This window comes from Klebsiella sp. 141153 (assembly GCF_032601995.1).
Classification (GTDB): Bacteria; Pseudomonadota; Gammaproteobacteria; order Enterobacterales; family Enterobacteriaceae; genus Klebsiella; species Klebsiella aerogenes.
In genome coordinates this window covers 330,378-355,107 of the sequence record NZ_JAQIRJ010000003.1, presented here as the reverse complement: position 1 = coordinate 355,107, position 24,730 = coordinate 330,378, and the positions used below count along the sequence as shown (strand labels likewise).

The window sequence follows — 24,730 nt, the reverse complement described above, 5'->3', positions numbered from 1 at the left end:
CGCTTAACCGCCCATCGAGCGTGAAGAGGAGCTGGAGCCCGCGGCGCTACGCTGCATCGTCGATTGCTTAGCAACAGATTCGCCAAAACCGCCGCGGGTGACGGTTGTGGTGGTTGCCGGTTTCGGCGCCATCGCGGTTTTCGGTACGTTCATGGTACGGCCCGGTTGCGCCGCGCCATAGCTCTTACCGCTGGCATCGGTGTACTGGCCGTAGGCCGGGCTGGCCGGGTTTTTCGAGCTAAACAGCGGCTGCTGCGCGGCCATGCCGCCGCCCATCAGGCGGCCCATCATGTAACCGGCCATCAGCGGCATCCAGAAGCTGCCGCTGCTTTGCGCCTGCGCCTGGTTTTCCGGGGCGACGCCCGCCTGAGCCGGCGCCTGCTGGCATTGGCCTTCGCCGAACTCGGCGACGCAGTCTTCGCGGGTGGCGTATTTCGGCGCGGTGCGCGCGGCTTCTTTCACCGCGTTGTTGTAGGCGGTGGTGCACTCTGCGGCTTTGCTTGGGTTAGCCGCGGAGCAGTCATCGGCGTTCTGATACAGAGAAACCGTCTCGTCAGTTTTTTCGCAACCGGCGAGCATAAAGACGGCGGTGACGGCAAAGGCGACCGGCGTCAGGTGGCGAGCGCTCCAGCTTTTGCGGAACGACGCATGATTAATATTTTTTGTCCGTTTCATATTTGTCTTCCAGGACCCAGTGGTAGTGCGTTTGTCAACGCTCAGGATAGAGTATGAGTGGTGGAAATTGAAGCGAAAGAGGGGAAAAGCGGGGGTCTTTACGTTGTCTTACGTTTTACGCCCGCCTGACCCGAAGGCCAGACGAGGCGTAATCGCATTCAACGATTAGTGACTAAACGGATTGGAACCGCTGGTCTTCGTCGTACGGGCGGCAGCCGGCTGTGCGGAGGCGGTGTTCGCATAACCGTCAGCGGCTGCGTCCTGCTGCGGGTTTTCCGGCGCGACGCTGTCTGGTGAAGTCGGGATCGCTTTACCCAGCGTGTTGTTCAGCGCAATCAGATCCTGCTCGTTTAGCGTGCCGAGAGCGGACTTGATGTTCAGCTCGTTGATCAGGTAGTTATAACGGGCGTTGGAGAGCTGCTGCTTGGCGTTGTACAGCGTGGTGGTCGCATCCAACACGTCAACGATGGTACGTGTACCCACCGAATAACCCGCTTCCATCGCATCCAGGGAGCTCTGCGCAGAGACCACCGCCTGTTTGTAAGCGTTGATGCTGCTGATGGAGGCATTCACGTTGTTAAACGACGAACGCACGGTCTGCACCACGCTGCGGTGCGCGCTTTCCAGCTGCTCGCTGGCGCCGACGAAGTTGTACTGCGCCTGTTTCACCTGCGAGTTAACCATCCCGCCCTGATACAGCGGCAGGGAGAAGCTCAGGCCGACTTTGTTTTGCCCGACATCGGCGTCCTGGGTAATGTTTTTGGAACCGCTGTAACGGTTATTAGAGACACCGGTAGAAGCATTCAAATCAAGGGTAGGCAAATGACCATCCTGCGCCTGGCGAATCTGCTCACGAGCCAGATCCTGGTTCAGACGCGCCTGCAGCAGCGACAGGTTACGGTTTTCCGCTTCCTTCAGCAGCGCGTTCACCGCCTGCGGCTTGTTGGTTTTGAAACCGTTAACGTTCAGCGACGCCAGCTCCGGATAGTAGTTGCCGGTGACCTGACGCAGCTCTTCCACGGCGTTGTCGAGGTCGTTACGCGCGGTCACTTCATTTGCCAGCACGGCGTCGTATTGTGAACGGGCGTTCTGCACGTCGGTGATGGCAACCAGGCCCACGTTAAAGCGCTGGGTGGTTTGGTCCAACTGGCGGTAGATGGCCTGTTTCTGCGCTTCGGTATAGGAGAGCGTATCGATTGCGGCCAGAACTTTAAAGTAAGCCGTCGCGGTATTCAGGATCAGCGTTTGCTGGTCGGTTTGATAGGTGACATCCTGAATGCCCGCCGCTTTTTCCTGCAGGGTCAGCGCGCGCCATTTCGACATATCGAACAGGGTTTGCGTTAACTGCAGTGAACCGCTGGTGACGTTGGAGTTCTGGTTTTTGTAATCACGGAACCCGCTGGTATAGGTATAATCCGCGCCCAGACCGAGTTGCGGCAGTAATGGGCTACGCGCTTCGTTGATTTTTTCGAATGCAGCATCGCGATCGGCTGCCGATTTACGCAGATCAGGGTTGCTAATACGCGCCTGCTGATAAACCTGCAACAGGTTCTCTGCCTGGCTCATGGCGCTGAAGCCAGTCAGGCCCAGGCCGATAAGGATGGGAAAAAGTTTCTTCATTTGCATTCCTTGTTGTGAAGCATTTAGCGCTACTCAAATTCTAAAAATAATCGCTGATTGTATCGACTCTGTCGCCGTAAAAAGTTGGCGTTACGTGCCATAGGGCGGTAATTTGCACCAATCTAACATACAGGCTGTAAAACGGTAGCCAAACGGCCTATAAATCCCTACTTTCGGATGAGCAGGACACAGACAATGAGCAAACCCAATCAGCAGGGAATTACCTTCTCTAAAAACGATGTAGAAATTATTGCACGCGAAACGCTTTATCGCGGTTTTTTTTCACTCGATTTGTATCGTTTTCGCCATCGCCTGTTTAACGGCGGGATGAGCGGCGAGGTGACCCGCGAAATTTTTGAGCGCGGGCACGCCGCGGTCTTGCTACCCTTTGACCCGGTACGTGATGAAGTTGTGCTGGTCGAGCAGATCCGCATTGCCGCCTATGATACCAGCGAGAGCCCGTGGCTGCTGGAAATGGTCGCCGGGATGATAGAAGAAGGCGAAACGGTAGAGGATGTCGCCCGCCGCGAAGCGCTGGAAGAGGCCGGGCTTGAAGTTGGGCGTACCAAACCAATATTAAGCTATCTGGCAAGCCCAGGCGGCACCAGCGAACGATTATCGATCCTGGTGGGCGAAGTTGATGCATCGACGGCAAAAGGCATTCACGGCCTGGCCGAAGAAAACGAGGATATTCGGGTGCATGTGGTGAGCCGGGAACAGGCTTACCAGTGGGTAGAAGAGGGGAAAATCGACAACGCGGCTTCTGTCATCGCCCTGCAATGGCTGCAGCTGCATTATCATAGCTTACGAAACGAGTGGAAATAATATGAAGCGTTATACACCTGACTTCCCGGAAATGATGCGCCTGTGCGAAACCAATTTCGCCCAGCTGCGCCGCCTGTTGCCTCGCACTGAGGCGGTCGGCGATATGGCGAACTATCAGGTGGGTGCGGCGCAATACCGATTAACGGTGGTCGAATCGACCCGCTACACTACATTGGTGACAATAGAACAGACCCAGCCTGCGGTGAGTTACTGGAGCCTGCCGTCAATGACGGTGCGCCTGTACCACGACGCGATGGTGGCTGAAGTGTGTTCAAGTCAGCAGATTTTTCGCTTCAAAGCGAGATATGATTATCCTAATAAAAAGTTGCATCAACGCGACGAAAAGCATCAAATTAATCAGTTTCTGGCCGACTGGCTGCGTTACTGTTTAGCACATGGAGCGATGGCGATTCCGGTTTGTTAGCGTCGTGAAACCTAAGGACACCATTTGGAAAGCCTGTTAAACCTACCTCTGGCTGGTGAGGCCAGAGTCAGGATATTACAAATTACTGATACTCACCTGTTTGCTGAAAAACATGAAACGCTGTTGGGTATCAATACCTGGGAAAGTTATCAGGCTGTATTGGATGCGATACATGCCTCACAGCGTGAATGCGACCTGATTGTAGCAACAGGCGATCTGGCGCAAGACCACTCCGCCGCGGCCTATCAGCATTTCGCTGAAGGCATCGCGAGCTTTGCCGCACCCTGCGTCTGGCTGCCGGGAAACCATGATTTCCAACCGGCGATGTACAGCACGCTGCACGATGCCGGCATCTCCCCCGCCAAACGCGTCCTGTTGGGCGACCATTGGCAAATCCTGCTGCTCGACAGCCAGGTCTTCGGGGTGCCCCACGGCGAGCTGAGCGATTTCCAACTGGAGTGGCTTGAGCATCAATTGAATGCTGAACCTGAGCGCTACACGCTGCTGTTACTCCATCATCATCCGCTGCCGGCGGGTTGCAGCTGGCTCGATCAGCATAGCCTGCGCAATGCCGGGGCGTTAGACCAAATCCTGAGCAACTATCCGCGGGTTAAGCACCTGCTATGCGGCCATATTCACCAGGAGCTGGATCTCGACTGGAACGGGCGGCGGATGATGGCGACGCCATCGACCTGCGTGCAGTTTAAGCCGCACTGCGCTAATTTCACCCTCGATACCGTCTCTCCAGGCTGGCGCTGGCTGGAGCTGCATCCCGATGGCGCGTTGACGACTGAAGTCTGTCGTCTCAGCGGCGCCGAGTTTCACCCGGATATCGCTTCAGAAGGATACTGATGTCTACTCTTCTTTATCTGCACGGATTTAACAGCTCGCCGCGCTCGGCAAAAGCGACGGCGCTGAAAACGTGGCTGGCGCAGCACCACCCGGAAATTAACATGGTGGTGCCGGAACTGCCTGCTTTCCCGGCGCAGGCGGCAGAGATGCTGGAAGCTATCGTGCTGGAGCACGGCGGCGAGCCGTTAGGCGTGGTGGGGTCGTCGCTGGGTGGCTACTACGCCACCTGGCTGTCGCAATGTTTTATGCTGCCGGCGGTGGTGGTTAACCCGGCGGTGCGGCCATTTGAACTGCTGAACAATTTTCTTGGCCCCAATGAGAATCCGTACACCGGGCAGCAATATGTGCTAGAGTCTCGCCATATTTACGATCTTAAAGTCATGCATATCGACCCGCTGGAAGCGCCTGACCTCATCTGGTTATTGCAGCAAACGGGCGATGAAGTGCTTGATTACCGCCAGGCTGTTGACTACTTCGCCTCCTGCCGTCAAACGGTCGAGGAGGGCGGTAATCACGCATTTGTTGGCTTTGAAGATCATTTCACCCAGATTATCGATTTTCTGGGCCTGCGCTAAGCGGTTCAGAACGACCTACGAATACACACCATGACGCAATCTTCATATAACGCTGATGCCATTGAGGTACTCACCGGGCTTGAGCCGGTTCGCCGCCGCCCGGGAATGTACACCGACACAACCCGTCCTAACCATCTTGGTCAGGAAGTTATTGATAACAGTGTGGATGAAGCACTGGCCGGTCACGCCAAACGCGTGGAGGTCATCCTTCATGCCGATCAATCGTTGGAAGTCATTGACGACGGACGCGGGATGCCGGTTGATATCCACCCGGAAGAAGGGGTTCCGGCGGTTGAGCTGATCCTTTGTCGGCTGCACGCGGGCGGTAAGTTTTCCAACAAAAACTACCAGTTCTCCGGCGGCCTCCATGGGGTAGGGATCTCGGTCGTCAACGCCTTGTCTAAACGCGTGGAAGTCAACGTGCGCCGCGACGGCCAGGTCTACAGCATCGCCTTTGAGAACGGGGAAAAAGTTGAAGACCTGCGCGTCACCGGCACCTGCGGTAAACGCAACACCGGGACCAGCGTCCATTTCTGGCCGGATGAAAGCTTCTTCGATAGCCCGCGTTTCTCCGTCTCGCGGCTAACTCACCTGCTAAAAGCGAAAGCGGTGCTGTGCCCGGGCGTGGAAATTGTTTTCCGCGACCAGGTGAACAACAGCGAACAGCGCTGGTGCTATGCGGACGGCCTTAATGATTATTTGTGCGAGGCGGTCAACGGCCTGCCGCTGCTGCCGGAAAAACCGTTTGTCGGTAACTTCTCCGGCGAAACGGAAGCGGTGGATTGGGCGCTGCTGTGGCTGCCGGAAGGCGGCGAACTGCTGACCGAAAGCTACGTCAACCTGATCCCGACCATGCAGGGCGGTACCCACGTTAACGGTCTGCGTCAGGGTCTGCTCGACGCGATGCGCGAGTTCTGCGAATACCGCAATATCCTGCCGCGCGGCGTGAAGCTGTCGGCGGAAGATATCTGGGATCGCTGCGCGTACGTACTGTCGGTGAAGATGCAGGATCCGCAGTTCGCCGGGCAGACGAAAGAACGTCTGTCGTCGCGTCAGTGCGCGGCATTCGTCTCCGGGGTGGTTAAAGACGCCTTCAGCCTGTGGCTGAATCAGAACGTACAGGCGGCGGAGCTGCTGGCGGAAATGGCCATTTCCAGCGCCCAGCGCCGCCTGCGCGCCGCCAAGAAAGTAGTGCGCAAAAAGCTCACCAGCGGCCCGGCGCTGCCGGGTAAGCTGGCGGACTGCACCGCGCAGGACCTGAACCGCACCGAACTGTTCCTCGTCGAAGGGGACTCGGCGGGCGGTTCGGCGAAACAGGCGCGCGACCGTGAATATCAGGCGATCATGCCGCTTAAAGGCAAGATCCTGAATACCTGGGAAGTTTCTTCCGATGAAGTTCTTGCTTCGCAAGAGGTGCACGACATTTCGGTGGCGATTGGTATCGACCCGGATAGCGATGATTTAAGCCAGCTGCGTTACGGTAAAATCTGTATTCTCGCCGATGCCGACTCGGATGGTCTGCACATTGCTACCCTGCTGTGCGCGCTGTTCGTGAAGCATTTCCGTACCCTGGTGAAAGAGGGGCACGTGTACGTCGCGCTGCCGCCGCTGTATCGTATCGACCTGGGTAAAGAGGTTTACTACGCGCTGACGGAAGAAGAAAAAGCCGGCGTGCTGGAGCAGTTGAAGCGTAAGAAAGGCAAGCCGAACGTACAGCGCTTTAAAGGGCTGGGCGAGATGAACCCGATGCAGCTACGTGAAACCACGCTCGACCCGAATACCCGCCGCCTGGTGCAGCTCATCATCACCGATGAAGACGAGCAACAAACGACCGCGGTGATGGATATGCTGTTGGCCAAGAAGCGTTCGGAAGACCGCCGCAACTGGCTGCAGGAAAAAGGCGATATGGCGGATCTCGAAGCCTGAGCCGACGTCAGCCGCCAGATACGAAAAAGGGAGCCCCAGGCTCCCTTTTTTGCTTTTGCCGGGCTTATACGCCAGCCTGCAAAATGCGGATGCTGGTTTCCAGCACGTCGCCTTTTACCGCTTCGGCGTAAGCCTTCATGTGCGGCGTTTGCAGATGCGCTTCGAGATGCGCGACGCTTTCCCACTGCTCGACCATGACGATCGAATCCGGGGCGGAGGTCTGGAAACTCACGCCGGCGGCGTGGTCAACCAGCGGCGCGTAGCCGTGGCAACCCTCTTCCTGCAGTACCACAGGGACAATTTTAGCGAACTGATCCAGTACCGCCTGACGGTGGTGCTGGCCCGGACGGGTACGAATTTCGGCAATCACTGTTAACATGGTTAACTCAACTCCTTCTGTGTGTAAACTCGCCATACTTCAAGGTTAGTGACTTGAATAACAGCGAGTGTAGACATCTAGTTAACCAAAAATCTCGGCCAGATGCTTGCGATATTCTGCGATGACGTGTGGAACGTCAGGCATTTTAATCACGTCGTTGGCGATAAAGGTCGGCATCGCGCTCATGCCAAGGAACTGATTGGCTTTGTGGAACGGCAGGTAAACGCCATCAACGCCGACGCCGTGGAAGAACTGATCTTTATCGGTGAAAGCTTCCATCGGCGCGTTCCAGGTCAACGACAGCATATACTGTTTGCCCTGAATCAACCCGCCGGAGCCATATTTTTTGCTGTCATCGGAGCGGGTACGGCCATCGCTGGCGTACAGAGAACCATGGCCTTCGGTGAAGACGTCATCCATGTACTTTTTCACGGTCCACGGCGCGCCCATCCACCAGCCCGGCATCTGCCAGATAACCACATCGGCCCACAGGAAATTCTGCACTTCTTCTTTTACATCGTACTCGCTTTCCGCGCGGACGATTTTAACATCATGCCCGACGTCGCGCAGATAACCATCCGCGACCTCGGTCAGGGTGTCGTTTAATTGGCCATTAGAGTGAGCGAATTTTTTCGCCCCGTTGATAATCAGGATGTTGCTCATTTTTTGCCCTCAATCTATTAAATTTGTCGGCAATTTTACCCCGCGAAGCGGGGCAGTAAAATGAGCAAAATGTGCAAAGTCTTTTGCATTTTTGGCAATAATGAGGCTACCAGTAAACGCGTGCCTCGAAGCCGCCGTCCGGCGCGTTAGCAAAATCAACCCGCATACCGTGCAGCGAGGCGATGCGGCGAACGATCGATAAGCCTAATCCGCTGCCGGGGGCGTCCTGGCCCGGCGGGCGATAAAAACGCTCGCCAATGCGCGCCAGGGCTTGCGGACTAATGCCTGGACCATTGTCGCGAACCCGGAACTCGCGGGCGGAAAGCGTGATATCCACCCGGCTACCGCGCGGGCTATAGCGCACGGCATTATCCAGCAGATTGCGTACCAGCAGGCTGAGCAGCAGCGGCTGGCCGGTACGGACGATATTGCTGGCATTCAGATGCAGGCGTAGCTCAATGGCGGACTGCTGGGCGTGGTGATACATCTCCATCACCGCCGACTGCAGCAGGTCGTCGATGGCGACCGGCTGCACGTCATCCAGTTGGGCAAGGGAATCCAGACGCGACAGCGTAAGTAATTGATCGACCAGCCGAGTGGCGCGGTCGATGCCCTGATGTAATTGCGCCAACGCTTTATCCCGGCCTTCGGGATCGTCCATCGAAAGCTGGGCGACTTCGGTTTGCACCTTCAGCGCGGCCAGCGGGCTGCGCAACTCGTGGGCGGCATCAGAGGTAAAACGGCGCTCGCGCAGCATGGTTTCGTGGGTACGGCTGAATAGCTGATTCAGGGCATCGACCAGCGGGCGAACTTCCGAAGGGATTTTGTCGTCCGACAGACGTTCCGCCGAGTCCGGCGCGCGCTGGCGCAGGGTTCGAGCCAGTTTCTTCAACGGCGCCAGCTCGCGGCTTAATAGCACAATGAGTAACAGGAACATCAGCGGCAGCGCGACCAGCCACGGCGTGAGCTGCGAGGTGACGATATCCACCGCCATCTCCCGGCGATAATCCCACTCCTGACCGACGGCGATACGATGTCGGCCATCGGCGGTGGTCAACCACAAGAAGCGCCATTCGTCGTCATCGCCGCGCAGATAGCCGTCACTGAAGCCTTCGCGTTGCGATCCCCATTGAATATCTTCGCCGTTTTCACCATCGTTGAGCACCATTTTCCCGTCGCGGGTGAAGATAGCGAAGGCCAGCGCGTCATCATCAAGATGGCCGTGTTTTACTTTTTTCTTTTCGCGGATTTGCGTCGGTCGCGCCTGTAGCTCATCGACATTCATCGCGCTCAGGCGGCGGGCGAAGAGCAGTTGTTGGGTATCAAACAGCTTATCCAGCTTTTCGCTGGTCTGCTGCCAGGCGATCACGCAGGCGATCCCCCAGGCGGCGCTGGTCAACAGGACAAACAGCAGCGTCAATCGCAGGCGCAGGCTTAAACGGGCGAGTCGTTTCATGCGTCACCCAGGGTATAGCCGATGCCGTGCACGGTGCGGATAAAACCGCTGCCGAGTTTGCGGCGCAGATGATGAACGTGTACTTCCACGGCGTTGCTGGAGACCTCGTCGTCCCAGTTATAGAGCTTTTCCTCGATAAGCTTACGCGGCAATACGCGCCCGGCGTTGCGCATAAGCAGTTCCAGCAGGGCGAACTCCTTCGGCTTCAGCGCCAGGCTTTCGCCGTCGAGGCTGGCGGTTAAGCGGTTTGGATCGAGGCTCACCTTGCCGTGGCGTAGCTCGCTGCTGCTCTGGCCGTGAGCGCGGCGGATCAGCGCTTCGAGACGCGCCGCCACCTCAATCAGGGCGAAGGGTTTACACAGATAGTCATCGGCGCCGAGCTGTAGCCCTTCAACCCGCTGGCTCAGCGCGTCGCGGGCGGTGAGGATCAGCACGGGTTCATTACGGCCTTTATCGCGCCATTCGCGCAGAATATCGAGGCCGTCAATGCCGGGGAGGGTAAGGTCAAGTATCGCGGCGTCGTAAGGGGCGCTATATAAGGCATTTTTACCCTCCTGGCCTGCGGTGAACCAGTCGATGCTGAAGCCCATTTTGCTCAGCCCGGCTTTGATGCCGTCGCCGATCAGTTTGTCATCTTCTACCAATAATATGCGCATGTTTCCCTCCGCCGATCCCGTTTCTTTGCGCAGTAAACCGCGTTGAAGCAGGGGATGTACAGCATTAAAATTTCTTTTTTCCGCTTAAGAAGTCGTTAAGTTTTGTCAGGCGTAATAGGAGCCATACCAACACAAAAGGGAGAATATAAGATGAAAAAAATTGCTGCGATGACCGCGATTATTGCTTTGGTTTCCATGCCGGTACTGGCCGCCGGGCAGGGTGGCTTCACCGGGCCGTCGACTACCACCACCACGCAGGCCGGCGGCTTCACCGGGCCGAGCGGCGCGGTGACCACCGTGGCGAACGCCAAGTCGCTGCGTGATGACACCTTGGTGACCCTACGCGGTAAAATCGTCGAGCGCATCTCTGATGACCTGTATAAATTCCAGGATGCCTCCGGCGTGGTGAACGTCGATATCGACCACAAGCGCTGGAACGGCGTGACCGTCGGCCCGCAGGATACGGTAGAAATTCAGGGTGAAGTCGATAAAGACTGGAACTCGGTCGAGATCGACGTGAAGCAGATCCGTAAAATCACGCCATAACGCCCGCGCCAGAATGCGCAAGATCGGTCAGGAATCGCTATCCTCGCTCTGGCAGAGTGTGTCGCGTGGAGGAGACGATGAACGATATTAAGGCCAGCCCGGCGTACGTCGGGCGTTTTCAGCGAGTCTGTTTGTACATTGAGAACCATCTTGATGAGCCGCTAACGCTGGAGGCGCTGAGCGCGATTGCGTATAGCTCGCCTTACCATTTTCACCGGCAATTTAGCGCGTATACCGGCGTTCCGCTGTACCGGTATATTCAGTGGTTACGCCTGCGGCGCGCCTGTTGGCGCCTGGCCTTCAACCCGCAGGATAAAATCATCGATATTGCCTTTGATGCCGGATTTCAAAATTCGGAGTCGTTCAGTCGCGCCTTCCGTACCGCGTTTGATCAAAGCCCGACTCAGTTCCGTCAGCGACCGGATTGGGGCGAGTGGCATCGGCGCGTACCGAAACATACGCTACAGGAGCAAACTTCGATGGACGTCAACATTATTCAATTTCCAGCCACAAGGATCGCTGTATTGCAACATCGCGGGAGCCCGGACCTGGTCAACGCCACCGCCGCGCGTTTTATCGCATGGCGCAAAACGAGCGGGCTGTCGCCAGTCGCCACCAGCGAAACCTGGGGCATTGCCTGGGACGATCCGCAAACAACGCCAGGCGACGCGTTTCGTTTTGATATCTGCGGCACCGTTGAGCGACCGATTCGCGAAAACGCGTTTGGCGTGATTAACGGCGAGATCCCGGCAGGCCGTTGCGCAGTGGCCCGCCATCACGGTTCGCTGGACACGCTGGCGCAAAGCGTCTGGTTTCTCTATCGCGACTGGCTGCCCGCCTCCGGGGAGACGCTAAGGGATTTTCCGGTGTACTTCCGCTACCTCAATTTTGTGCATGAAGTTGGCGAGCATGAACTCCGCACCGATATTTATTTGCCGCTAGCCTGATTGATATCCTCATCCTCTTTAACCGATCTCACTTCCTGTGACTCAGGGCGTGAGATCGGGTATTATCGCGGGTAGTTTTGCCGCCGCAATGGCCGCGTCCCAGATTGAGGATCCACGATTAATGAGCGATATGGCAGAGCGCCTCGCGCTACATGAATTCACGGAAAATGCCTACCTGAACTACTCCATGTACGTCATCATGGACAGGGCATTGCCGTTTATTGGCGATGGCTTAAAGCCGGTTCAGCGCCGCATTGTCTATGCAATGTCCGAGCTGGGCCTGAACGCCAGCGCCAAGTTCAAAAAATCCGCCCGCACCGTCGGCGACGTACTGGGTAAATACCACCCGCACGGCGACAGCGCCTGCTATGAAGCGATGGTGCTGATGGCGCAACCTTTCTCTTACCGCTATCCGCTGGTGGACGGGCAGGGGAACTGGGGGGCGCCGGACGATCCGAAATCCTTCGCGGCGATGCGTTACACCGAATCCCGTCTGTCGAAATACGCCGAGCTGCTGCTCAGCGAGCTCGGCCAGGGCACCGTCGATTGGGTACCGAACTTTGACGGTACGCTGCAGGAGCCGAAAATGCTGCCTGCGCGTCTGCCGAACATTCTGCTGAACGGCACCACCGGCATCGCCGTTGGTATGGCGACCGATATCCCGCCGCACAACCTGCGTGAAGTGGCGCAGGCGGCGATTACGCTGCTGGAAAAACCGAAAACCACCCTCGATGAGCTGCTGGATATCGTGCAGGGGCCGGACTACCCGACCGAAGCGGAAATCATTACCCCGCGCGCGGAAATTCGCAAAATCTACCAGAACGGCCGCGGTTCGGTGCGCATGCGCGCCGTGTGGGCGAAAGAAGACGGCGCGGTGGTGATTAGCGCGCTGCCGCATCAGGTGTCCGGCGCGCGCGTGCTGGAGCAGATCGCCGCGCAGATGCGTAACAAAAAGCTGCCGATGGTTGATGACCTGCGTGATGAGTCGGATCATGAAAACCCGACCCGTCTGGTGATCGTGCCGCGTTCCAACCGCGTGGATATGGAGCAGGTGATGAACCACCTGTTCGCCACCACCGATCTGGAAAAGAGCTACCGCATCAACCTCAACATGATCGGCCTGGACAACCGTCCGGCGGTGAAAAACCTGCTTGAAATCCTGACGGAGTGGTTGACCTTCCGTCGTGATACCGTGCGTAACCGCCTGAACTACCGTCTGGAAAAAGTCCTCAAGCGCCTGCACATTCTCGAAGGTTTGCTGGTCGCGTTCCTCAACATTGATGAAGTGATTGAGATAATCCGCCACGAAGATGAACCAAAGCCGGCGCTGATTGCCCGCTTCGGCATCAGCGAAACCCAGGCGGAAGCGATTCTGGAATTAAAACTGCGTCATCTCGCCAGGCTGGAAGAGATGAAGATCCGCGGCGAGCAGAGCGAGCTGGAAAAAGAGCGCGCTCAGCTGCAGGCGATTCTGGCGTCTGAGCGCAAGATGAATAACCTGCTGAAGAAAGAGCTGCAGGCCGATGCCGATACCTTCGGCGACGATCGCCGTTCGCCGCTGCGCGAGCGCGAAGAAGCGAGGGCGATGAGCGAGCACGATATGCTGCCGTCCGAGCCGGTCACTATCGTTCTGTCGCAGATGGGCTGGGTGCGTAGCGCCAAAGGTCACGATATCGATGCGCAGGGGCTGAGCTACAAAGCCGGCGATGGCTGGAAAGCGTCGGTGAAAGGCAAGAGCAACCAGCCGGTGGTATTCATTGATACCACCGGGCGCAGCTATGCCATTGACCCGATTACGCTGCCTTCCGCCCGCGGCCAGGGCGAACCGGTCACCGGTAAAGTGACGCTGCCGCCGGGCGCGAGCGTAGAACATATGCTGATGGAGGCAGACGATCAGAAGCTGCTGATGGCTTCCGATGCCGGCTACGGTTTCGTCTGTACCTTCAACGACCTGGTGGCGCGCAACCGCGCCGGTAAAGCGCTGATTACGCTGCCGGAGAACGCGCATGTCATGCCGCCGCTGGTCATTGAAGACGATGCCGATATGCTGTTGGCGATCACCAACGCCGGGCGCATGCTGATGTTCCCGGTGAGCGACCTGCCGCAGCTGTCGAAAGGCAAAGGCAACAAGATTATCAACATTCCATCTGCGGAAGCTGCCTCCGGCCAGGATGGTCTGGCGCATCTGTTTGTCCTGCCGCCGCAGAGCACGCTGACTATCCACGTCGGCAAGCGTAAGATCAAACTGCGTCCGGAAGAGCTGCAAAAAGTCACCGGCGAGCGCGGTCGTCGCGGTTCGCTGATGCGCGGCCTGCAAAAAATCGACCGCGTGGAGATCGACTCCCCGCGCCGCGCCTCGGCTGGCGACAGCGAAGAGTAAGACCCGCATCCTTCACCTGGCTGGAGGATGCGAAAATTTGCCGCAAAATCGTTGTTTATTCAGGCATTGCGATTAACATGTCCTCCAGGGGCGGAGATTTTCCGCCCCGCGTTGAGAGGGCTGCGGTGTCCTGAACCTGTTATTCTACAGGGATAACGCTAAGCGGTTTGGGTTTCAGAGGAAGCTATGTTATTTATTTTTCGACTAATTTTTGTTGTCATTTATTGCATCGTGGTGTGCATATTTGGCAGTCTTTACTGCTTGTTCAGCCCGCGCAACCCTAAGCACGTCGCGACGTTTGGTCATCTGTTTGGCCGTCTGTCCCCTGTATTCGGCCTGAAAGTCGAGCTGCGTAAGCCTGCGGACGCGGAAAGCTACGGCAATGCGATCTACATCGCTAACCACCAGAACAACTATGATATGGTGACAGCGTCGAACATCGTGCAGCCGCCGACGGTTACCGTGGGTAAAAAAAGCCTGTTGTGGATCCCGTTCTTTGGCCAGCTTTACTGGCTGACGGGCAACCTGCTGATTGATCGCAATAACCGAACCAAAGCGCACGGCACTATTGCTGAAGTGGTGAATGCGTTTAAAAAGCGTAAAATTTCGTTCTGGATGTTCCCGGAAGGAACCCGCAGCCGCGGCCGCGGTCTGCTGCCCTTTAAAACCGGCGCGTTCCACGCGGCCATCGCCGCTGGCGTGCCGATTATTCCAGTATGCGTGTCGAATACATCGAACAAAATTAAACTCAATCGCTGGAACAACGGTCTGGTGATTGTCGAGATGCTGCCGCCGGTCGATACCAGCCAGTTTGGTAAAGATAACGTGCGCGCGCTGGCGACACACTGCCGCGAGCTGATGTCCGCTAAAATCGCCGAGCTGGATAAAGAAGTGGCCGAGCGCGAAGCGGCTGGAAAGAAATAATACAGGAAACGCCGCGAACGCGAGCGTATTGCTGGCGGGAAACGAATTCCCTTTTTGCATTGTCAGTATTTCATGGAGTTAATATGTCACTCAGTCGGCGTCAGTTTATTAAGGCTTCAGGTGTAGCGCTGTGCGCGGGCGCCGCGCCGCTGAAGGCTCATGCCGCCGGCCAGCAGCCGGCGCTCCCCATACCGCCTCTGCTGGAATCCCGTCGCGGTCAGCCGCTGTTTCTGACCCTGCAACGTTCCCACTGGTCATTCACCCAGGGCACGCGCGCGCCGGTATGGGGCATCAATGGCCGCTACCTCGGGCCGACCATTCGCGTCTGGAATGGCGATGACGTCAAACTTATCTACAGTAACCGCCTGACCGAAAACGTCGCCATGACGATTCGCGGCCTGCAGGTGCCGGGGCCGCTGATTGGCGGCGCGGCGCGCATGATGTCGCCGAATGCGGATTGGGCGCCGGTGCTGCCGATCCGCCAGGGCGCGGCCACGCTGTGGTATCAGGCGAATACCCCGAACCGGATGGCGAAACAGGTTTACAACGGTCTGGCGGGAATGTGGCTGGTGGAAGACGAGGTCAGCAAAAACCTGCCGATCCCAAACCACTACGGCGTTGATGACTTCCCGGTGATTATTCAGGATAAGCGGCTGGATAACTTCGGCACCCCGGAATATAGCGAACCGGGCAGCGGCGGCTTCGTTGGCGATACCCTGTTGGTCAACGGCGCGCAGGGGCCGTATGTCGAAGTCTCTCGCGGCTGGGTACGACTGCGTTTGATGAATGCGTCTAACTCGCGCCGCTATCAGTTGCAGATGAGCGATGGTCGTCTGCTGCACGTTATCTCAGGCGATCAGGGCTTCCTGCCGGCGCCGGTCTCACTTAAGCAATTGTCGCTGGCCCCCGGCGAGCGGCGAGAAATTCTGGTGGATATGACCAACGGCGATGAAGTGTCGATTACCTGCGGCGAAGCGGCGAGCATCGTCGACCGTATCCGCGGTTTCTTCGAGCCGTCGAGCATTTTGATCTCCACGCTGGTGCTGACGCTGCGTCCGACCGGCCTGCTGCCGCTGGTTACCGATAGCCTGCCGGTGCGGCTGCTGCCGACCGAGCTGCTCTCCGGCACGCCGCTGCGCAGCCGCGATATTACGCTCGGCGACGACCCCGGCATCAATGGCCAACTGTGGGATCCGCAGCGTATTGATATCACCGCCCAGCAGGGAACGTGGGAGCGCTGGACCGTTCGCGCCGACCGCCCGCAGTCGTTCCATATTGAAGGCGTGATGTTCCAGATCCGTAACGTTAATGGAACGATGCCGTTCCCGGAAGACCGAGGCTGGAAAGATACCGTATGGATCGACGGGCAGGTAGAACTGCTGGTGTATTACAATCAGCCTTCCTGGCCGCACTTCCCGTTCCAGTACCTGAGCCAGACGCTGGAACTCGCCGACCGCGGCTCGATTGGCCAGATTCTGGTGAATCCGGCGCCGTAATATCCGCAACCCTGGCCGCAACACGGTCAGGGTTTGAGAAAATCCTCCTTCATTTCCACTATCATTCCGGCTTATAATCCACGCCCTTTTGGTTATTTTTTTATCATTTTCCCCGGAAGCAATATGAGCGCAATATCCCTGATCCAGCCGGATCGTGACCTATTTTCCTGGCCGCAATACTGGGCTGCCTGTTTTGGCCCTGCGCCATTTTTACCAATGTCGCGTGAAGAGATGGATCAACTTGGCTGGGATAGCTGCGACATTATTCTGGTGACCGGCGACGCCTACGTCGACCATCCAAGCTTCGGCATGGCTATCTGCGGCCGTATGCTGGAAGCGCAGGGCTTCCGCGTAGGGATCATCTCCCAGCCGGACTGGAACAGCAAAGAAGACTTCATGCGCCTGGGTAAGCCGAATCTGTTCTTCGGCGTGACCGCGGGCAATATGGACTCAATGATCAACCGCTATACCGCCGACCGTAAGTTGCGCCATGACGACGCCTATACCGCCGGCAACGTCGCGGGTAAGCGCCCGGACCGCGCGACGCTGGTTTATACCCAGCGCTGTAAAGAGGCATGGAAAGACGTGCCGGTGATCCTCGGCGGTATTGAGGCCAGCCTGCGCCGTACCGCGCACTACGATTATTGGTCCGATACCGTGCGCCGCTCGGTGCTGGTGGATTCGAAAGCCGATATGCTGATGTTCGGCAACGGCGAGCGCCCGCTGGTTGAAGTGGCGCATCGTCTGGCGATGGGCGAGGACATCGGCGATATTCGCGATGTGCGTAATACCGCGATCATGGTAAAAGAGGCGCTGCCGGGCTGGAGCGGCGTTGACTCCACGCGCCTGGATACGCCGGGCAAAATCGACCCGATTCCGCATCCGTACGGTGAAGACCTGCCGTGCGCAGACAACAAACCGGTGGCGCCGAAAAAAGCCGAGGCCAAAGCCGTTGTCGTGCAGCCGCCGCGGCCAAAACCGTGGGAAAAAACCTACGTGTTGCTGCCTTCCTTTGAGAAGGTCAAAGGCGACAAAGTGCTGTACGCTCACGCGTCGCGCATTCTGCACCATGAAACCAACCCAGGCTGCGCCCGCGCGCTGATGCAAAAGCACGGCGAGCGTTATATCTGGGTTAACCCGCCGGCGATCCCGCTGTCGACTGAAGAGATGGACAGCGTCTTTGCGCTGCCGTACAAGCGTGTGCCGCATCCTTCTTATGGCGATGCGCGTATCCCGGCCTACGAGATGATTCGCTTCTCCATTAACATCATGCGCGGTTGTTTCGGCGGCTGTTCTTTCTGCTCGATCACCGAACACGAAGGGCGCATCATCCAGAGCCGCTCTGAGGATTCGATCATTAATGAAATCGAAGCGATTCGCGACACGGTTCCCGGCTTTACCGGCATTATTTCCGATCTTGGCGGCCCAACCGCCAATATGTATATGCTGCGCTGTAAATCGCCGCGCGCCGAGCAGACCTGCCGTCGTCTGTCGTGCGTCTATCCGGATATCTGCCCGCACATGGACACCAACCATGAGCCGACGATCAATCTGTACCGTCGCGCCCGCGACCTGAAAGGCATCAAGAAAATCCTTATCGCATCGGGTGTGCGTTACGACATCGCCGTAGAGGATCCGCGCTATATCAAAGAACTGGCGACCCACCACGTCGGCGGCTACCTGAAGATCGCTCCGGAGCATACCGAAGAGGGGCCGCTGTCGAAGATGATGAAGCCGGGCATGGGCAGCTACGACCGCTTTAAAGAGCTGTTTGATACCTATTCGAAGCAGGCGGGTAAAGAACAGTACCTTATCCCGTACTTTATTTCCGCCCACCCCGGGACGCGCGATGAAGATATGGTGAACCTGGCGCTGTGGCTGAAGCGTCATCGCTTCCGTCTCGACCAGGTACAGAACTTCTATCCGTCGCCGTTGGCGAACTCAACCACCATGTATTACACCGGCAAGAACCCGCTGGGTAAAATCGGCTATAAGAGCGAGGACGTGGTGGTGCCGAAGGGCGATAAACAGCGCCGTCTGCATAAAGCGCTGCTGCGCTATCACGATCCGGCAAACTGGCCGCTGATCCGTCAGGCGCTGGAGGCGATGGGTAAAAAGCATCTGATTGGTTCACGCCGTGACTGCCTGGTACCGGCGCCGACGCTGGACGAGATGCGTGAAGCGCGTCGCCAGAACCGTCATACCCGCCCGGCGCTGACGAAGCATACGCCGGTTGCGCATCAGCGCCAGACGCCGGCCGCTCCGGGGGCGAAAAAGCGTATTAAGCCGAAGACAGCGTCCCGCTAAGACGCTTCCCCGGCGGTTGCGATCGCCGGGGGAAAACCTGTCATATAAGGAGAGAGAACGATAATGACGCCGGTAATCCTGTCGCGACAGCAGCTGGAAATGTTGTGGGAGATAGATCGCAGTGAAATTATCGACACCCTTTATAAGCTCGATAATGGCCGGCTTCAGGCGTACCCGCAATATTATGATGTGCGAGGTTGGGATCCTCACGATCGCCAGATTTATACGCCTATTCACGAGGCCTGCTACGATCGCGGCGGTATTTTTTTCGCCTTTTTCGAGCAGGATAAAATCATTGCCGCGGCGGCGATTGATACCTTGCCACGGGGTAAAAATGGCGATCTACGCCAACTGCTATTCTTTTATGTGGGCGCGGCGCAGCGCGGCCAGGGATGGGGACGGCGTCTGTTTGATTATGCGCTGCAACAGCTTCCTGCCCTTGACGCATCCGGCCTGTATATTTCGTCCATCCCTAACAAAAGTACCGTTGATTTTTATCTTTCCCAGGGCTGTCGTTTAATTGATGAGCCCGACCCGGAGCTATTTGCGCTGGAGCCTGAGGATATCCATTTAATTTGCGAAAGCCTTTAGCGCCGCGCGGCGCTAAAGGCAAAAGTGAAGGGGATTACCCGCCGAACTGATCCGGGTCGGGGCCGAGACGTTTCCCCTGGTCCAGCTTAGCGATTTCACTGAGCTCGTCTTTATCAAGGCGGAAGTCCCAGACGTCAAAGTTTTCCGCAATACGCGATGGCGTGACGGATTTCGGGATCACCACCAGTCCGCTGTCGAGATGCCAGCGAATGACGATTTGCGCCGGCGTTTTGCCATATTTATCCGCCAGATGGTGAATAATCTTTTGATCGAAAACTCCCTTGCCGCCCTGCGCTAATGGGCTCCAGGATTCGGTCTGGATTTTGTGCGTGGCGTTCCAGGCGTGCAGCTGGCGCTGCTGCATTAACGGGTGCAGCTCAATCTGGTTGATCACCGGAGCGACGCCGGTTTCATCGATCAGCTTTTGCAGATGCGGCACCTGGAAATTACACACCCCGATGCTTTTTGCCAGCCCCTGCTGCTGCAGTTCGATCAGCGCTTGCCAGGCTTCGACGTAATGGCCTATCGCTGGCACCGGCCAGTGGATTAAATAGAGATCCACATAGTCCAGTTTCAGCTTGCTGAGGCTCTCTTTTAGCGCTTCATGCGGCCGTTTTTGATCGTCATTCCACAGTTTGGTGGTGATGAAGAGCTCATCGCGATTGACGCCCGCGCTGCTTAACGCGTTGCCGACGCCAGCCTCATTTTGGTACGCGGCGGCGGTGTCAAAAGAACGATAACCGACTTCCAGCGCCTTATGAATGGCGGAGACGACTTCCTCGTTGCCTGCTTTCCACACGCCGAGACCCAGCTGCGGCATCAGGTTGCCGTCGTGTAGTTTAATAACGGTTGGATGTGTCATGCCTTCCTCCTGTTAATGAACTCAGCGTGAAAAATCCGCCGAGGGGTAGCATTAAGTCTGGACGAAATAGCTAAAAACGGTAGTAAAAACACCTCTCCCGGACGTTTGTTTAACGTAAGGAGAGGTGAATCAGGCGGGAATAACTTAGCGGGCAGCCTCGTAAATACGGCGGCTGACGTCCAGAGTGATATCCTGATTTTCGCCAAGCTTAGTCATGCCGTGTTCTTCCAGTTTCGCCAGCAGCGCCGGGATGGAGCTACCGTCAAGACCGTAATCGGAAAGGCGAGTCGGCACGCCCATCTGCTCGAAGAAACGACGGGTTGCGGCGATAGCGGCATCGATACGTTGTTCTTCGGAACCTTCGGTAATATTCCACACGCGCTCGGCGTACTGCAGCAGCTTAGCGCGCTTGGTATCGCGTTTCTCATTCCACAGCGCCGGCAGCACGATAGCCAGCGTCTGAGCGTGATCCAGGCCGTGCATCGCCGTCAGTTCATGGCCGAGCATGTGGGTCGCCCAGTCCTGAGGGACGCCTGCGCCGATGAGACCGTTCAATGCCTGCGTCGCCGCCCACATAATGTTGGCGCGCACGTCGTAGTTCTCCGGCTCCTGCAGCGCTTTCGGGCCATCTTCCACCAGCGTCAGCAGAATGCCTTCGGCGAAACGGTCCTGAATTTTGCCGTTTACCGGATAGGTCACGTACTGCTCAACGGTATGGACGAAAGCGTCAACGACGCCGTTAGCGACCTGGCGCGGCGGCAGGGTGTAGGTGTAAACCGGATCGAGGATTGCGAAGACCGGCTGAACGTGTTCGGACATAAACGCGCGTTTATCGCCGGTGGTTTTACGCGAGATAACCGCGCCTTTGTTTGATTCGGAACCGGTCGCCGGCAGGGTCAATACCGAGCCCATCGGAATGGCGCGAGTAATCTTGCTGCCGTAGGTTTCCAGAATTTCCCACGGATCGATATTCGCGTCATAGTGCGCGGCCGCGGCGATAAACTTGGTGCCATCAAGCACCGAACCGCCGCCAACCGCCAGCAGGAAGGTCACTTTCTCTTCGCGGGCGAGTTTTACCGCGTTCATCAGCGTTTCGTAAGACGGGTTTGGCTCAATCCCGCCGAATTCCAGCACGTCAAAGCCAGCCAGCGCGCTCAGTACCTGATCCAGTACGCCGGTTTTCTTCACGCTACCGCCGCCGTAAGTCACCAGCACGCGAGCGCCGGCTGGGATTTGTTCGCGCAGGTCGGCGATGGCGCCTTTGCCGAACAGAATGCGGGTTGGGGTATGTAAATTGAAGTTATTCATGGCTGGTGCCCTCATAAAGATGAAACTCCCGGCAGAAAGGACGACTCTCTGCCCGATGGCGGCTATTGTGTTCCTGCGCCCGTTTCCTCTCAATGCACATTCCTGCCATTGTCTTGCCCATTTCTCCATTTGGCTGGAGAAAAGGAAGGAAACTACGCACAATAAGGACGTAGAAAAATCGTCGGAGAAGCAGCGAAAATGAACCGTGCCGAGATATGCCAGCTATTAACAGACAAGGTTAACAAACTGAAAGATAAGCAAGAAATGCTAAGTGATCTGCTGCCGGATATCCGTCTGCTGTACGGGACACAGCCGGGCACCCGTACGCCGGTGATGTACCAGCCGGGGATCGTTTTTCTCTTTTCCGGCCATAAAATTGGCTATATCAATGAACGAACCTTCCGTTATGACACCAACGAATACTTACTGTTAACCGTCCCGCTACCGTTCGAATGCGAAACCTTCGCGACTCCGGAAGTGCCGCTGGCGGGAATGCGGTTGAATGTCGATATTTTGCAGTTGCAGGAGCTGCTGATGGATATCGGCGAAGATGAGCTTTTTCAGCCGTCGGTCGCTTCCAGCGGGATCAACTCGGCGGTGCTATCAGAAGAGATCCTCTGTGCGGCGGAACGCCTGTTAGACGTGATGGAGCGACCGCTGGACGCGCGCATTCTCGGCAAACAGATTATCCGCGAGATCCTTTATCACGTCCTGATTGGCCCCTGCGGCGGGGCGCTGCTGGCGCTGGTGAGCCGGCAGACGCACTTTAGCCTGATTAGCCGCGTCCTGAAGCGCATTGAAAGCCAGTACACCGAAAACCTCAGCGTCGACCAGCTGGCGGCGGAAGCGAATATGAGCGTCTCGGCGTTTCACCATAACTTTAAATCGGTTACCAGCACCTCGCCGCTGCAGTATTTGAAGACCTATCGCCTGCATAAGGCCAGAATGCTGATGATTCATGACGGCATGAAAGCCAGCGCGGCGGCGATGCGCGTCGGCTATGAAAGCGCCTCGCAGTTTAGCCGTGAGTTTAAACGCTATTTTGGTATTACACCGGGTGAAGATGCCGCGCGTATTCGCACGATGCAGGGGATATGATAAGGATGCGGCGCCTGTAGCCCCGGTAAGCGCCAGCGCTACCGGGGATTTTGAGACCATCCGGCGCGAGTGAATCAGGCGCTGCAGTATTTCTTCTTGATAACGACGATAACCGTACCAACGAGGCCGGTTACCAGCAGGGCGATCGGTAAAATCATCAGGCAGGTCATGACCTGGTCTTCGTGGTTTTTCACGAATGGGATCATGCTCAGCGCATAGCCGAGACCGGTGACGACGCCAACCCACAGCAGACCGCTGAGCCAGTTAAAGAACTGGAAACGACGATTCGGCAGGCCGGAAATACCCGCCATGGTTGGCAGCAGGGTGCGGACAAACGCCAGAAAACGTCCGGCCAGCAGCGCCAGCAGGCCGTGTTTATCAAACATGTTAGTAGCGCGCTGGTGATATTTGTGCGGCAGATGCGACAGCCAGCCTTTAACCACAGTGGTATTACCCAGCCAGCGCCCCTGTAAATAGCTCAGCCAGCAGCCGAGGCTGGCGGCGGCGGTCAGAATGGCGAGAGTGGGGACAAAATCCATGACGCCTTTAGCGATTAACGCGCCGGCGAGCAGCAACAGGCTATCGCCCGGTAAAAATGAAGCCGGCAGCAGCCCGTTTTCCAGAAACAGGGTCGCGAACATGACCAGATATACAAAACCCACAACGTGAGGGTTTGCCAATGCGGCAAAATCATGTTGCCACAGCGCGGCGACAATCTCTTGAATGACAACCATGGACTTTCCTAAGTGGTACCGTTTTTCGACTAGTGTACTCCTGAAGCGGCCCGAGCACCTTGATCCCGGGCGCAACAAAAGCGGCCGCTTTTCTGAAAGCGTCCGCTTTTGTTGCCACTTCCTGTCACTTTACACGATACGCGCGAAACCTGCCGCTAAATCCGCCAGCAGATCGTCAACATTTTCTAAACCTATGTGCAGTCGAATAAGAGTGCCGCTGAAATCCACTTCCGCCCCGGGGCGGATGGCCGCGATATGTTCCGGCTGGTTGGCGAGGATCAGTGATTCGAACCCGCCCCACGAGTAGGCCATGCTGAACAGGCTGAAGTTGTCCAGATAGGCTGACAGTTCGGCGTCGGTCAGACGTTTATTAAGGACGAAAGAGAACAGACCGCTGCTGCCACTGAAGTCGCGCTTCCAGAACTCGTGGCCCTTGCTGCCCGGCAGCGCCGGATGATTGACTCGCGCCACCTGAGGGTGCTGCGCCAGCCATTCGGCGACGCGTAGACTGCTTTCATGATGCTGACGCAGGCGGACGCCAAGCGTACGCAAGCCGCGGCTGGTCATGTAGGCGGTGTCGGCATCGACCATCTGGCCCATCAGATAGGCATTTTCACATAATTGCTCCCAGCAGCGGGCGTTGGCCACCGCGGTGCCGATCATCCCGTCGGAGTGGCCAATTAAATATTTCGTTGCCGCCTGAATAGAGATATCGATACCAAAATCGAGCGCTTTAAACAGTACCCCTGCCGCCCAGGTGTTATCGATCATGATAATGGCTTCCGGCGCGACGCGGCGCACGGCGGCGACGATGGCCGGCACATCATGCACTTCCATGGTGATCGAACCGGGGGATTCAAGAAACACGACTTTAGTATTGGGTTGAATCAGGTTGGCGATATCCGCGCCGATGAGCGGATCGAACCAGCCGGTCGTCACCCCGAGCTTCGCAAGGATCTTCGTGCAGAAGTCCTGGCTGGGTTCATAGGCGGTGTTGGTCATTAACACGTGGTCGCCCTGTTCGACGAAGGCCAGAATCGTGTTGGCGACCGCGGCCGCGCCGCAGGGGAAGAGGGCGCAGCCAGCGCCGCCTTCCAGTTCGCACATGGCTTCCTGCAGCGAAAAGTGGGTCAGCGTGCCGCGGCGGCCATAAAACAGCTCGCCTTTGGCGCGGTTACGGGTGGCGTGTTTTTTAGCCTCGACGGTATCAAACACCAGCGATGAGGCGCGTTGGATAACGCTATTCACCGAACCCTGAGTATATTTTTTGCGGCGCCCGGCGTTGACCAGCGCGGTATCAAGATGTTTATCAGCCATGTTATAGAAACCTGTTTTTATACGTCTGGACGTCTAAACTACCATGAATACCGGTTTGTGTACCGGGCCGGAAACGATACAGGCAAAAATTTTCCCGAAACCGGCGTCAGCCGCTTTTTTACTGCGTAAGCGCAAAGAAAATAAACGTGATTTGCTGCACAGTGTAAAT

At 57.0% G+C, this 24,730-nt stretch carries 22 protein-coding genes and 1 pseudogene; 13 read left to right on the top strand and 10 right to left on the bottom strand.

Annotated features, from left to right (window positions below; genetic code table 11):
• Positions 1-3: 3 nt before the first annotated feature.
• Together PGS10_RS07540 and tolC are read right to left on the bottom strand one after the other, a co-directional pair.
• Positions 4-675 (bottom strand): DUF1190 family protein, encoded by a 672-nt coding sequence (locus tag PGS10_RS07540; RefSeq protein WP_047043048.1) that lies wholly within the window; start codon positions 673-675, stop codon positions 4-6.
• 165 nt (positions 676-840) lie between these two features.
• Positions 841-2,295: an outer membrane channel protein TolC gene (gene tolC / locus PGS10_RS07535; RefSeq protein ID WP_047043046.1), complete on the bottom strand. Its 1,455-nt coding sequence runs from the start codon at positions 2,293-2,295 to the stop codon at positions 841-843.
• A 195-nt stretch (positions 2,296-2,490) separates the two neighbouring features.
• Between tolC and nudF the strand changes: the two genes are divergently transcribed.
• Genes nudF through parE form a run of 5 tightly spaced genes read left to right on the top strand, consistent with a single transcriptional unit; the run spans position 2,491 to position 6,897 of the window.
• Positions 2,491-3,120: an ADP-ribose diphosphatase gene (gene nudF / locus PGS10_RS07530; protein ID WP_015369649.1), complete on the top strand. Its 630-nt coding sequence runs from the start codon at positions 2,491-2,493 to the stop codon at positions 3,118-3,120.
• 1 nt (position 3,121) lies between these two features.
• Positions 3,122-3,544, top strand: coding sequence for a DUF1249 family protein (locus PGS10_RS07525; RefSeq protein WP_045392180.1), 423 nt, complete (start codon positions 3,122-3,124; stop codon positions 3,542-3,544).
• Between the two features lie 24 nt (positions 3,545-3,568).
• The gene (gene cpdA, locus PGS10_RS07520; protein ID WP_045392177.1) at positions 3,569-4,396 is read left to right on the top strand and encodes a 3',5'-cyclic-AMP phosphodiesterase; all 828 of its coding nucleotides are present in this window, start codon (positions 3,569-3,571) and stop codon (positions 4,394-4,396) included.
• Positions 4,396-4,971 carry an esterase YqiA gene (gene yqiA, locus PGS10_RS07515; RefSeq protein WP_045392174.1) on the top strand — a complete coding sequence of 192 codons (576 nt, stop codon included), beginning with the start codon at positions 4,396-4,398 and terminating at the stop codon, positions 4,969-4,971. The genes cpdA and yqiA overlap by 1 nt, the downstream gene beginning before the upstream one ends.
• Before the next feature lie 30 nt (positions 4,972-5,001).
• On the top strand, positions 5,002-6,897 hold the full coding sequence (gene parE / locus PGS10_RS07510; protein WP_015369653.1) for a DNA topoisomerase IV subunit B: 1,896 nt from the start codon (positions 5,002-5,004) through the stop codon (positions 6,895-6,897).
• Between the two features lie 64 nt (positions 6,898-6,961).
• Here the strand turns inward: parE and PGS10_RS07505 are convergent, their stop codons facing one another.
• The 4 genes from PGS10_RS07505 to qseB form a co-directional block, all read right to left on the bottom strand.
• Complete coding sequence (locus PGS10_RS07505; protein ID WP_015369654.1) at positions 6,962-7,276, bottom strand: putative quinol monooxygenase; 315 nt, start codon at positions 7,274-7,276, stop codon at positions 6,962-6,964.
• An 81-nt stretch (positions 7,277-7,357) separates the two neighbouring features.
• Positions 7,358-7,939, bottom strand: a complete 582-nt coding sequence (locus PGS10_RS07500) for an NAD(P)H-dependent oxidoreductase (RefSeq protein ID WP_020077910.1) — start codon at positions 7,937-7,939, stop codon at positions 7,358-7,360.
• 106 nt (positions 7,940-8,045) lie between these two features.
• Positions 8,046-9,395 (bottom strand): quorum sensing histidine kinase QseC, encoded by a 1,350-nt coding sequence (gene qseC / locus PGS10_RS07495; RefSeq protein ID WP_045392171.1) that lies wholly within the window; start codon positions 9,393-9,395, stop codon positions 8,046-8,048.
• Complete coding sequence (gene qseB, locus PGS10_RS07490) at positions 9,392-10,051, bottom strand: quorum sensing response regulator transcription factor QseB (RefSeq protein ID WP_032712534.1); 660 nt, start codon at positions 10,049-10,051, stop codon at positions 9,392-9,394. The genes qseC and qseB overlap by 4 nt, the downstream gene beginning before the upstream one ends.
• Positions 10,052-10,201: 150 nt before the next feature.
• Here qseB and PGS10_RS07485 point away from each other — a divergent pair, with 150 nt between their 5' ends.
• From PGS10_RS07485 to PGS10_RS07455, 7 genes and pseudogenes are all read left to right on the top strand, one after another.
• Positions 10,202-10,597 carry a YgiW/YdeI family stress tolerance OB fold protein gene (locus PGS10_RS07485; protein ID WP_316422671.1) on the top strand — a complete coding sequence of 132 codons (396 nt, stop codon included), beginning with the start codon at positions 10,202-10,204 and terminating at the stop codon, positions 10,595-10,597.
• Between the two features lie 77 nt (positions 10,598-10,674).
• Entirely contained in the window at positions 10,675-11,544 is an 870-nt protein-coding gene (locus tag PGS10_RS07480; RefSeq protein WP_213192503.1) for an AraC family transcriptional regulator, read from the top strand.
• 121 nt (positions 11,545-11,665) lie between these two features.
• Positions 11,666-13,924 (top strand): DNA topoisomerase IV subunit A, encoded by a 2,259-nt coding sequence (gene parC / locus PGS10_RS07475; protein ID WP_316422670.1) that lies wholly within the window; start codon positions 11,666-11,668, stop codon positions 13,922-13,924.
• Positions 13,925-14,110: 186 nt separating this feature from the next.
• Complete coding sequence (gene plsC / locus PGS10_RS07470; protein WP_045377717.1) at positions 14,111-14,848, top strand: 1-acylglycerol-3-phosphate O-acyltransferase; 738 nt, start codon at positions 14,111-14,113, stop codon at positions 14,846-14,848.
• An 83-nt stretch (positions 14,849-14,931) separates the two neighbouring features.
• Positions 14,932-16,344: a cell division protein FtsP gene (gene ftsP, locus PGS10_RS07465; protein WP_316422669.1), complete on the top strand. Its 1,413-nt coding sequence runs from the start codon at positions 14,932-14,934 to the stop codon at positions 16,342-16,344.
• A 33-nt stretch (positions 16,345-16,377) separates the two neighbouring features.
• Positions 16,378-18,715 (top strand): annotated as a pseudogene (locus PGS10_RS07460) (YgiQ family radical SAM protein).
• Positions 18,715-19,242, top strand: coding sequence for a GNAT family N-acetyltransferase (locus PGS10_RS07455; RefSeq protein WP_047043031.1), 528 nt, complete (start codon positions 18,715-18,717; stop codon positions 19,240-19,242). The pseudogene PGS10_RS07460 and the gene PGS10_RS07455 overlap by 1 nt, the downstream one beginning before the upstream one ends.
• 34 nt (positions 19,243-19,276) lie before the next feature.
• Here the strand turns inward: PGS10_RS07455 and dkgA are convergent, their stop codons facing one another.
• Complete coding sequence (gene dkgA / locus PGS10_RS07450) at positions 19,277-20,104, bottom strand: 2,5-didehydrogluconate reductase DkgA (protein WP_015369664.1); 828 nt, start codon at positions 20,102-20,104, stop codon at positions 19,277-19,279.
• A 144-nt stretch (positions 20,105-20,248) separates the two neighbouring features.
• A complete protein-coding gene (yqhD, locus tag PGS10_RS07445) occupies positions 20,249-21,412 on the bottom strand; it encodes an alcohol dehydrogenase (RefSeq protein WP_047043028.1) in 1,164 nt (387 codons plus the stop codon).
• 198 nt (positions 21,413-21,610) lie between these two features.
• Between yqhD and PGS10_RS07440 the strand changes: the two genes are divergently transcribed.
• Positions 21,611-22,510 carry an AraC family transcriptional regulator gene (locus PGS10_RS07440; protein ID WP_045392143.1) on the top strand — a complete coding sequence of 300 codons (900 nt, stop codon included), beginning with the start codon at positions 21,611-21,613 and terminating at the stop codon, positions 22,508-22,510.
• A 74-nt stretch (positions 22,511-22,584) separates the two neighbouring features.
• Here PGS10_RS07440 and yghB read toward each other — a convergent pair whose 3' ends face one another.
• Positions 22,585-23,244 (bottom strand): DedA family general envelope maintenance protein YghB, encoded by a 660-nt coding sequence (yghB, locus tag PGS10_RS07435; protein WP_047043022.1) that lies wholly within the window; start codon positions 23,242-23,244, stop codon positions 22,585-22,587.
• Positions 23,245-23,373: 129 nt separating this feature from the next.
• Complete coding sequence (gene metC, locus PGS10_RS07430) at positions 23,374-24,561, bottom strand: cystathionine beta-lyase (RefSeq protein ID WP_047043019.1); 1,188 nt, start codon at positions 24,559-24,561, stop codon at positions 23,374-23,376.
• Positions 24,562-24,730 lie beyond the last annotated feature (169 nt).

Excerpts from the sequence above, each read along its gene's own strand:
- PGS10_RS07540 (WP_047043048.1), bottom strand. The coding sequence starts at position 675 with ATGAAACGGACAAAAAATATTAATCATGCGTCGTTCCGCAAAAGCTGG.
- tolC (WP_047043046.1), bottom strand. The coding sequence starts at position 2,295 with ATGAAGAAACTTTTTCCCATCCTTATCGGCCTGGGCCTGACTGGCTTC.
- nudF (WP_015369649.1), top strand. The coding sequence starts at position 2,491 with ATGAGCAAACCCAATCAGCAGGGAATTACCTTCTCTAAAAACGATGTA.
- PGS10_RS07525 (WP_045392180.1), top strand. The coding sequence starts at position 3,122 with ATGAAGCGTTATACACCTGACTTCCCGGAAATGATGCGCCTGTGCGAA.
- yqiA (WP_045392174.1), top strand. The coding sequence starts at position 4,396 with ATGTCTACTCTTCTTTATCTGCACGGATTTAACAGCTCGCCGCGCTCG.
- parE (WP_015369653.1), top strand. The coding sequence starts at position 5,002 with ATGACGCAATCTTCATATAACGCTGATGCCATTGAGGTACTCACCGGG.
- PGS10_RS07505 (WP_015369654.1), bottom strand. The coding sequence starts at position 7,276 with ATGTTAACAGTGATTGCCGAAATTCGTACCCGTCCGGGCCAGCACCAC.
- PGS10_RS07500 (WP_020077910.1), bottom strand. The coding sequence starts at position 7,939 with ATGAGCAACATCCTGATTATCAACGGGGCGAAAAAATTCGCTCACTCT.
- qseC (WP_045392171.1), bottom strand. The coding sequence starts at position 9,395 with ATGAAACGACTCGCCCGTTTAAGCCTGCGCCTGCGATTGACGCTGCTG.
- qseB (WP_032712534.1), bottom strand. The coding sequence starts at position 10,051 with ATGCGCATATTATTGGTAGAAGATGACAAACTGATCGGCGACGGCATC.
- PGS10_RS07485 (WP_316422671.1), top strand. The coding sequence starts at position 10,202 with ATGAAAAAAATTGCTGCGATGACCGCGATTATTGCTTTGGTTTCCATG.
- PGS10_RS07480 (WP_213192503.1), top strand. The coding sequence starts at position 10,675 with ATGAACGATATTAAGGCCAGCCCGGCGTACGTCGGGCGTTTTCAGCGA.
- parC (WP_316422670.1), top strand. The coding sequence starts at position 11,666 with ATGAGCGATATGGCAGAGCGCCTCGCGCTACATGAATTCACGGAAAAT.
- plsC (WP_045377717.1), top strand. The coding sequence starts at position 14,111 with ATGTTATTTATTTTTCGACTAATTTTTGTTGTCATTTATTGCATCGTG.
- ftsP (WP_316422669.1), top strand. The coding sequence starts at position 14,932 with ATGTCACTCAGTCGGCGTCAGTTTATTAAGGCTTCAGGTGTAGCGCTG.
- PGS10_RS07455 (WP_047043031.1), top strand. The coding sequence starts at position 18,715 with ATGACGCCGGTAATCCTGTCGCGACAGCAGCTGGAAATGTTGTGGGAG.
- dkgA (WP_015369664.1), bottom strand. The coding sequence starts at position 20,104 with ATGACACATCCAACCGTTATTAAACTACACGACGGCAACCTGATGCCG.
- yqhD (WP_047043028.1), bottom strand. The coding sequence starts at position 21,412 with ATGAATAACTTCAATTTACATACCCCAACCCGCATTCTGTTCGGCAAA.
- PGS10_RS07440 (WP_045392143.1), top strand. The coding sequence starts at position 21,611 with ATGAACCGTGCCGAGATATGCCAGCTATTAACAGACAAGGTTAACAAA.
- yghB (WP_047043022.1), bottom strand. The coding sequence starts at position 23,244 with ATGGTTGTCATTCAAGAGATTGTCGCCGCGCTGTGGCAACATGATTTT.
- metC (WP_047043019.1), bottom strand. The coding sequence starts at position 24,561 with ATGGCTGATAAACATCTTGATACCGCGCTGGTCAACGCCGGGCGCCGC.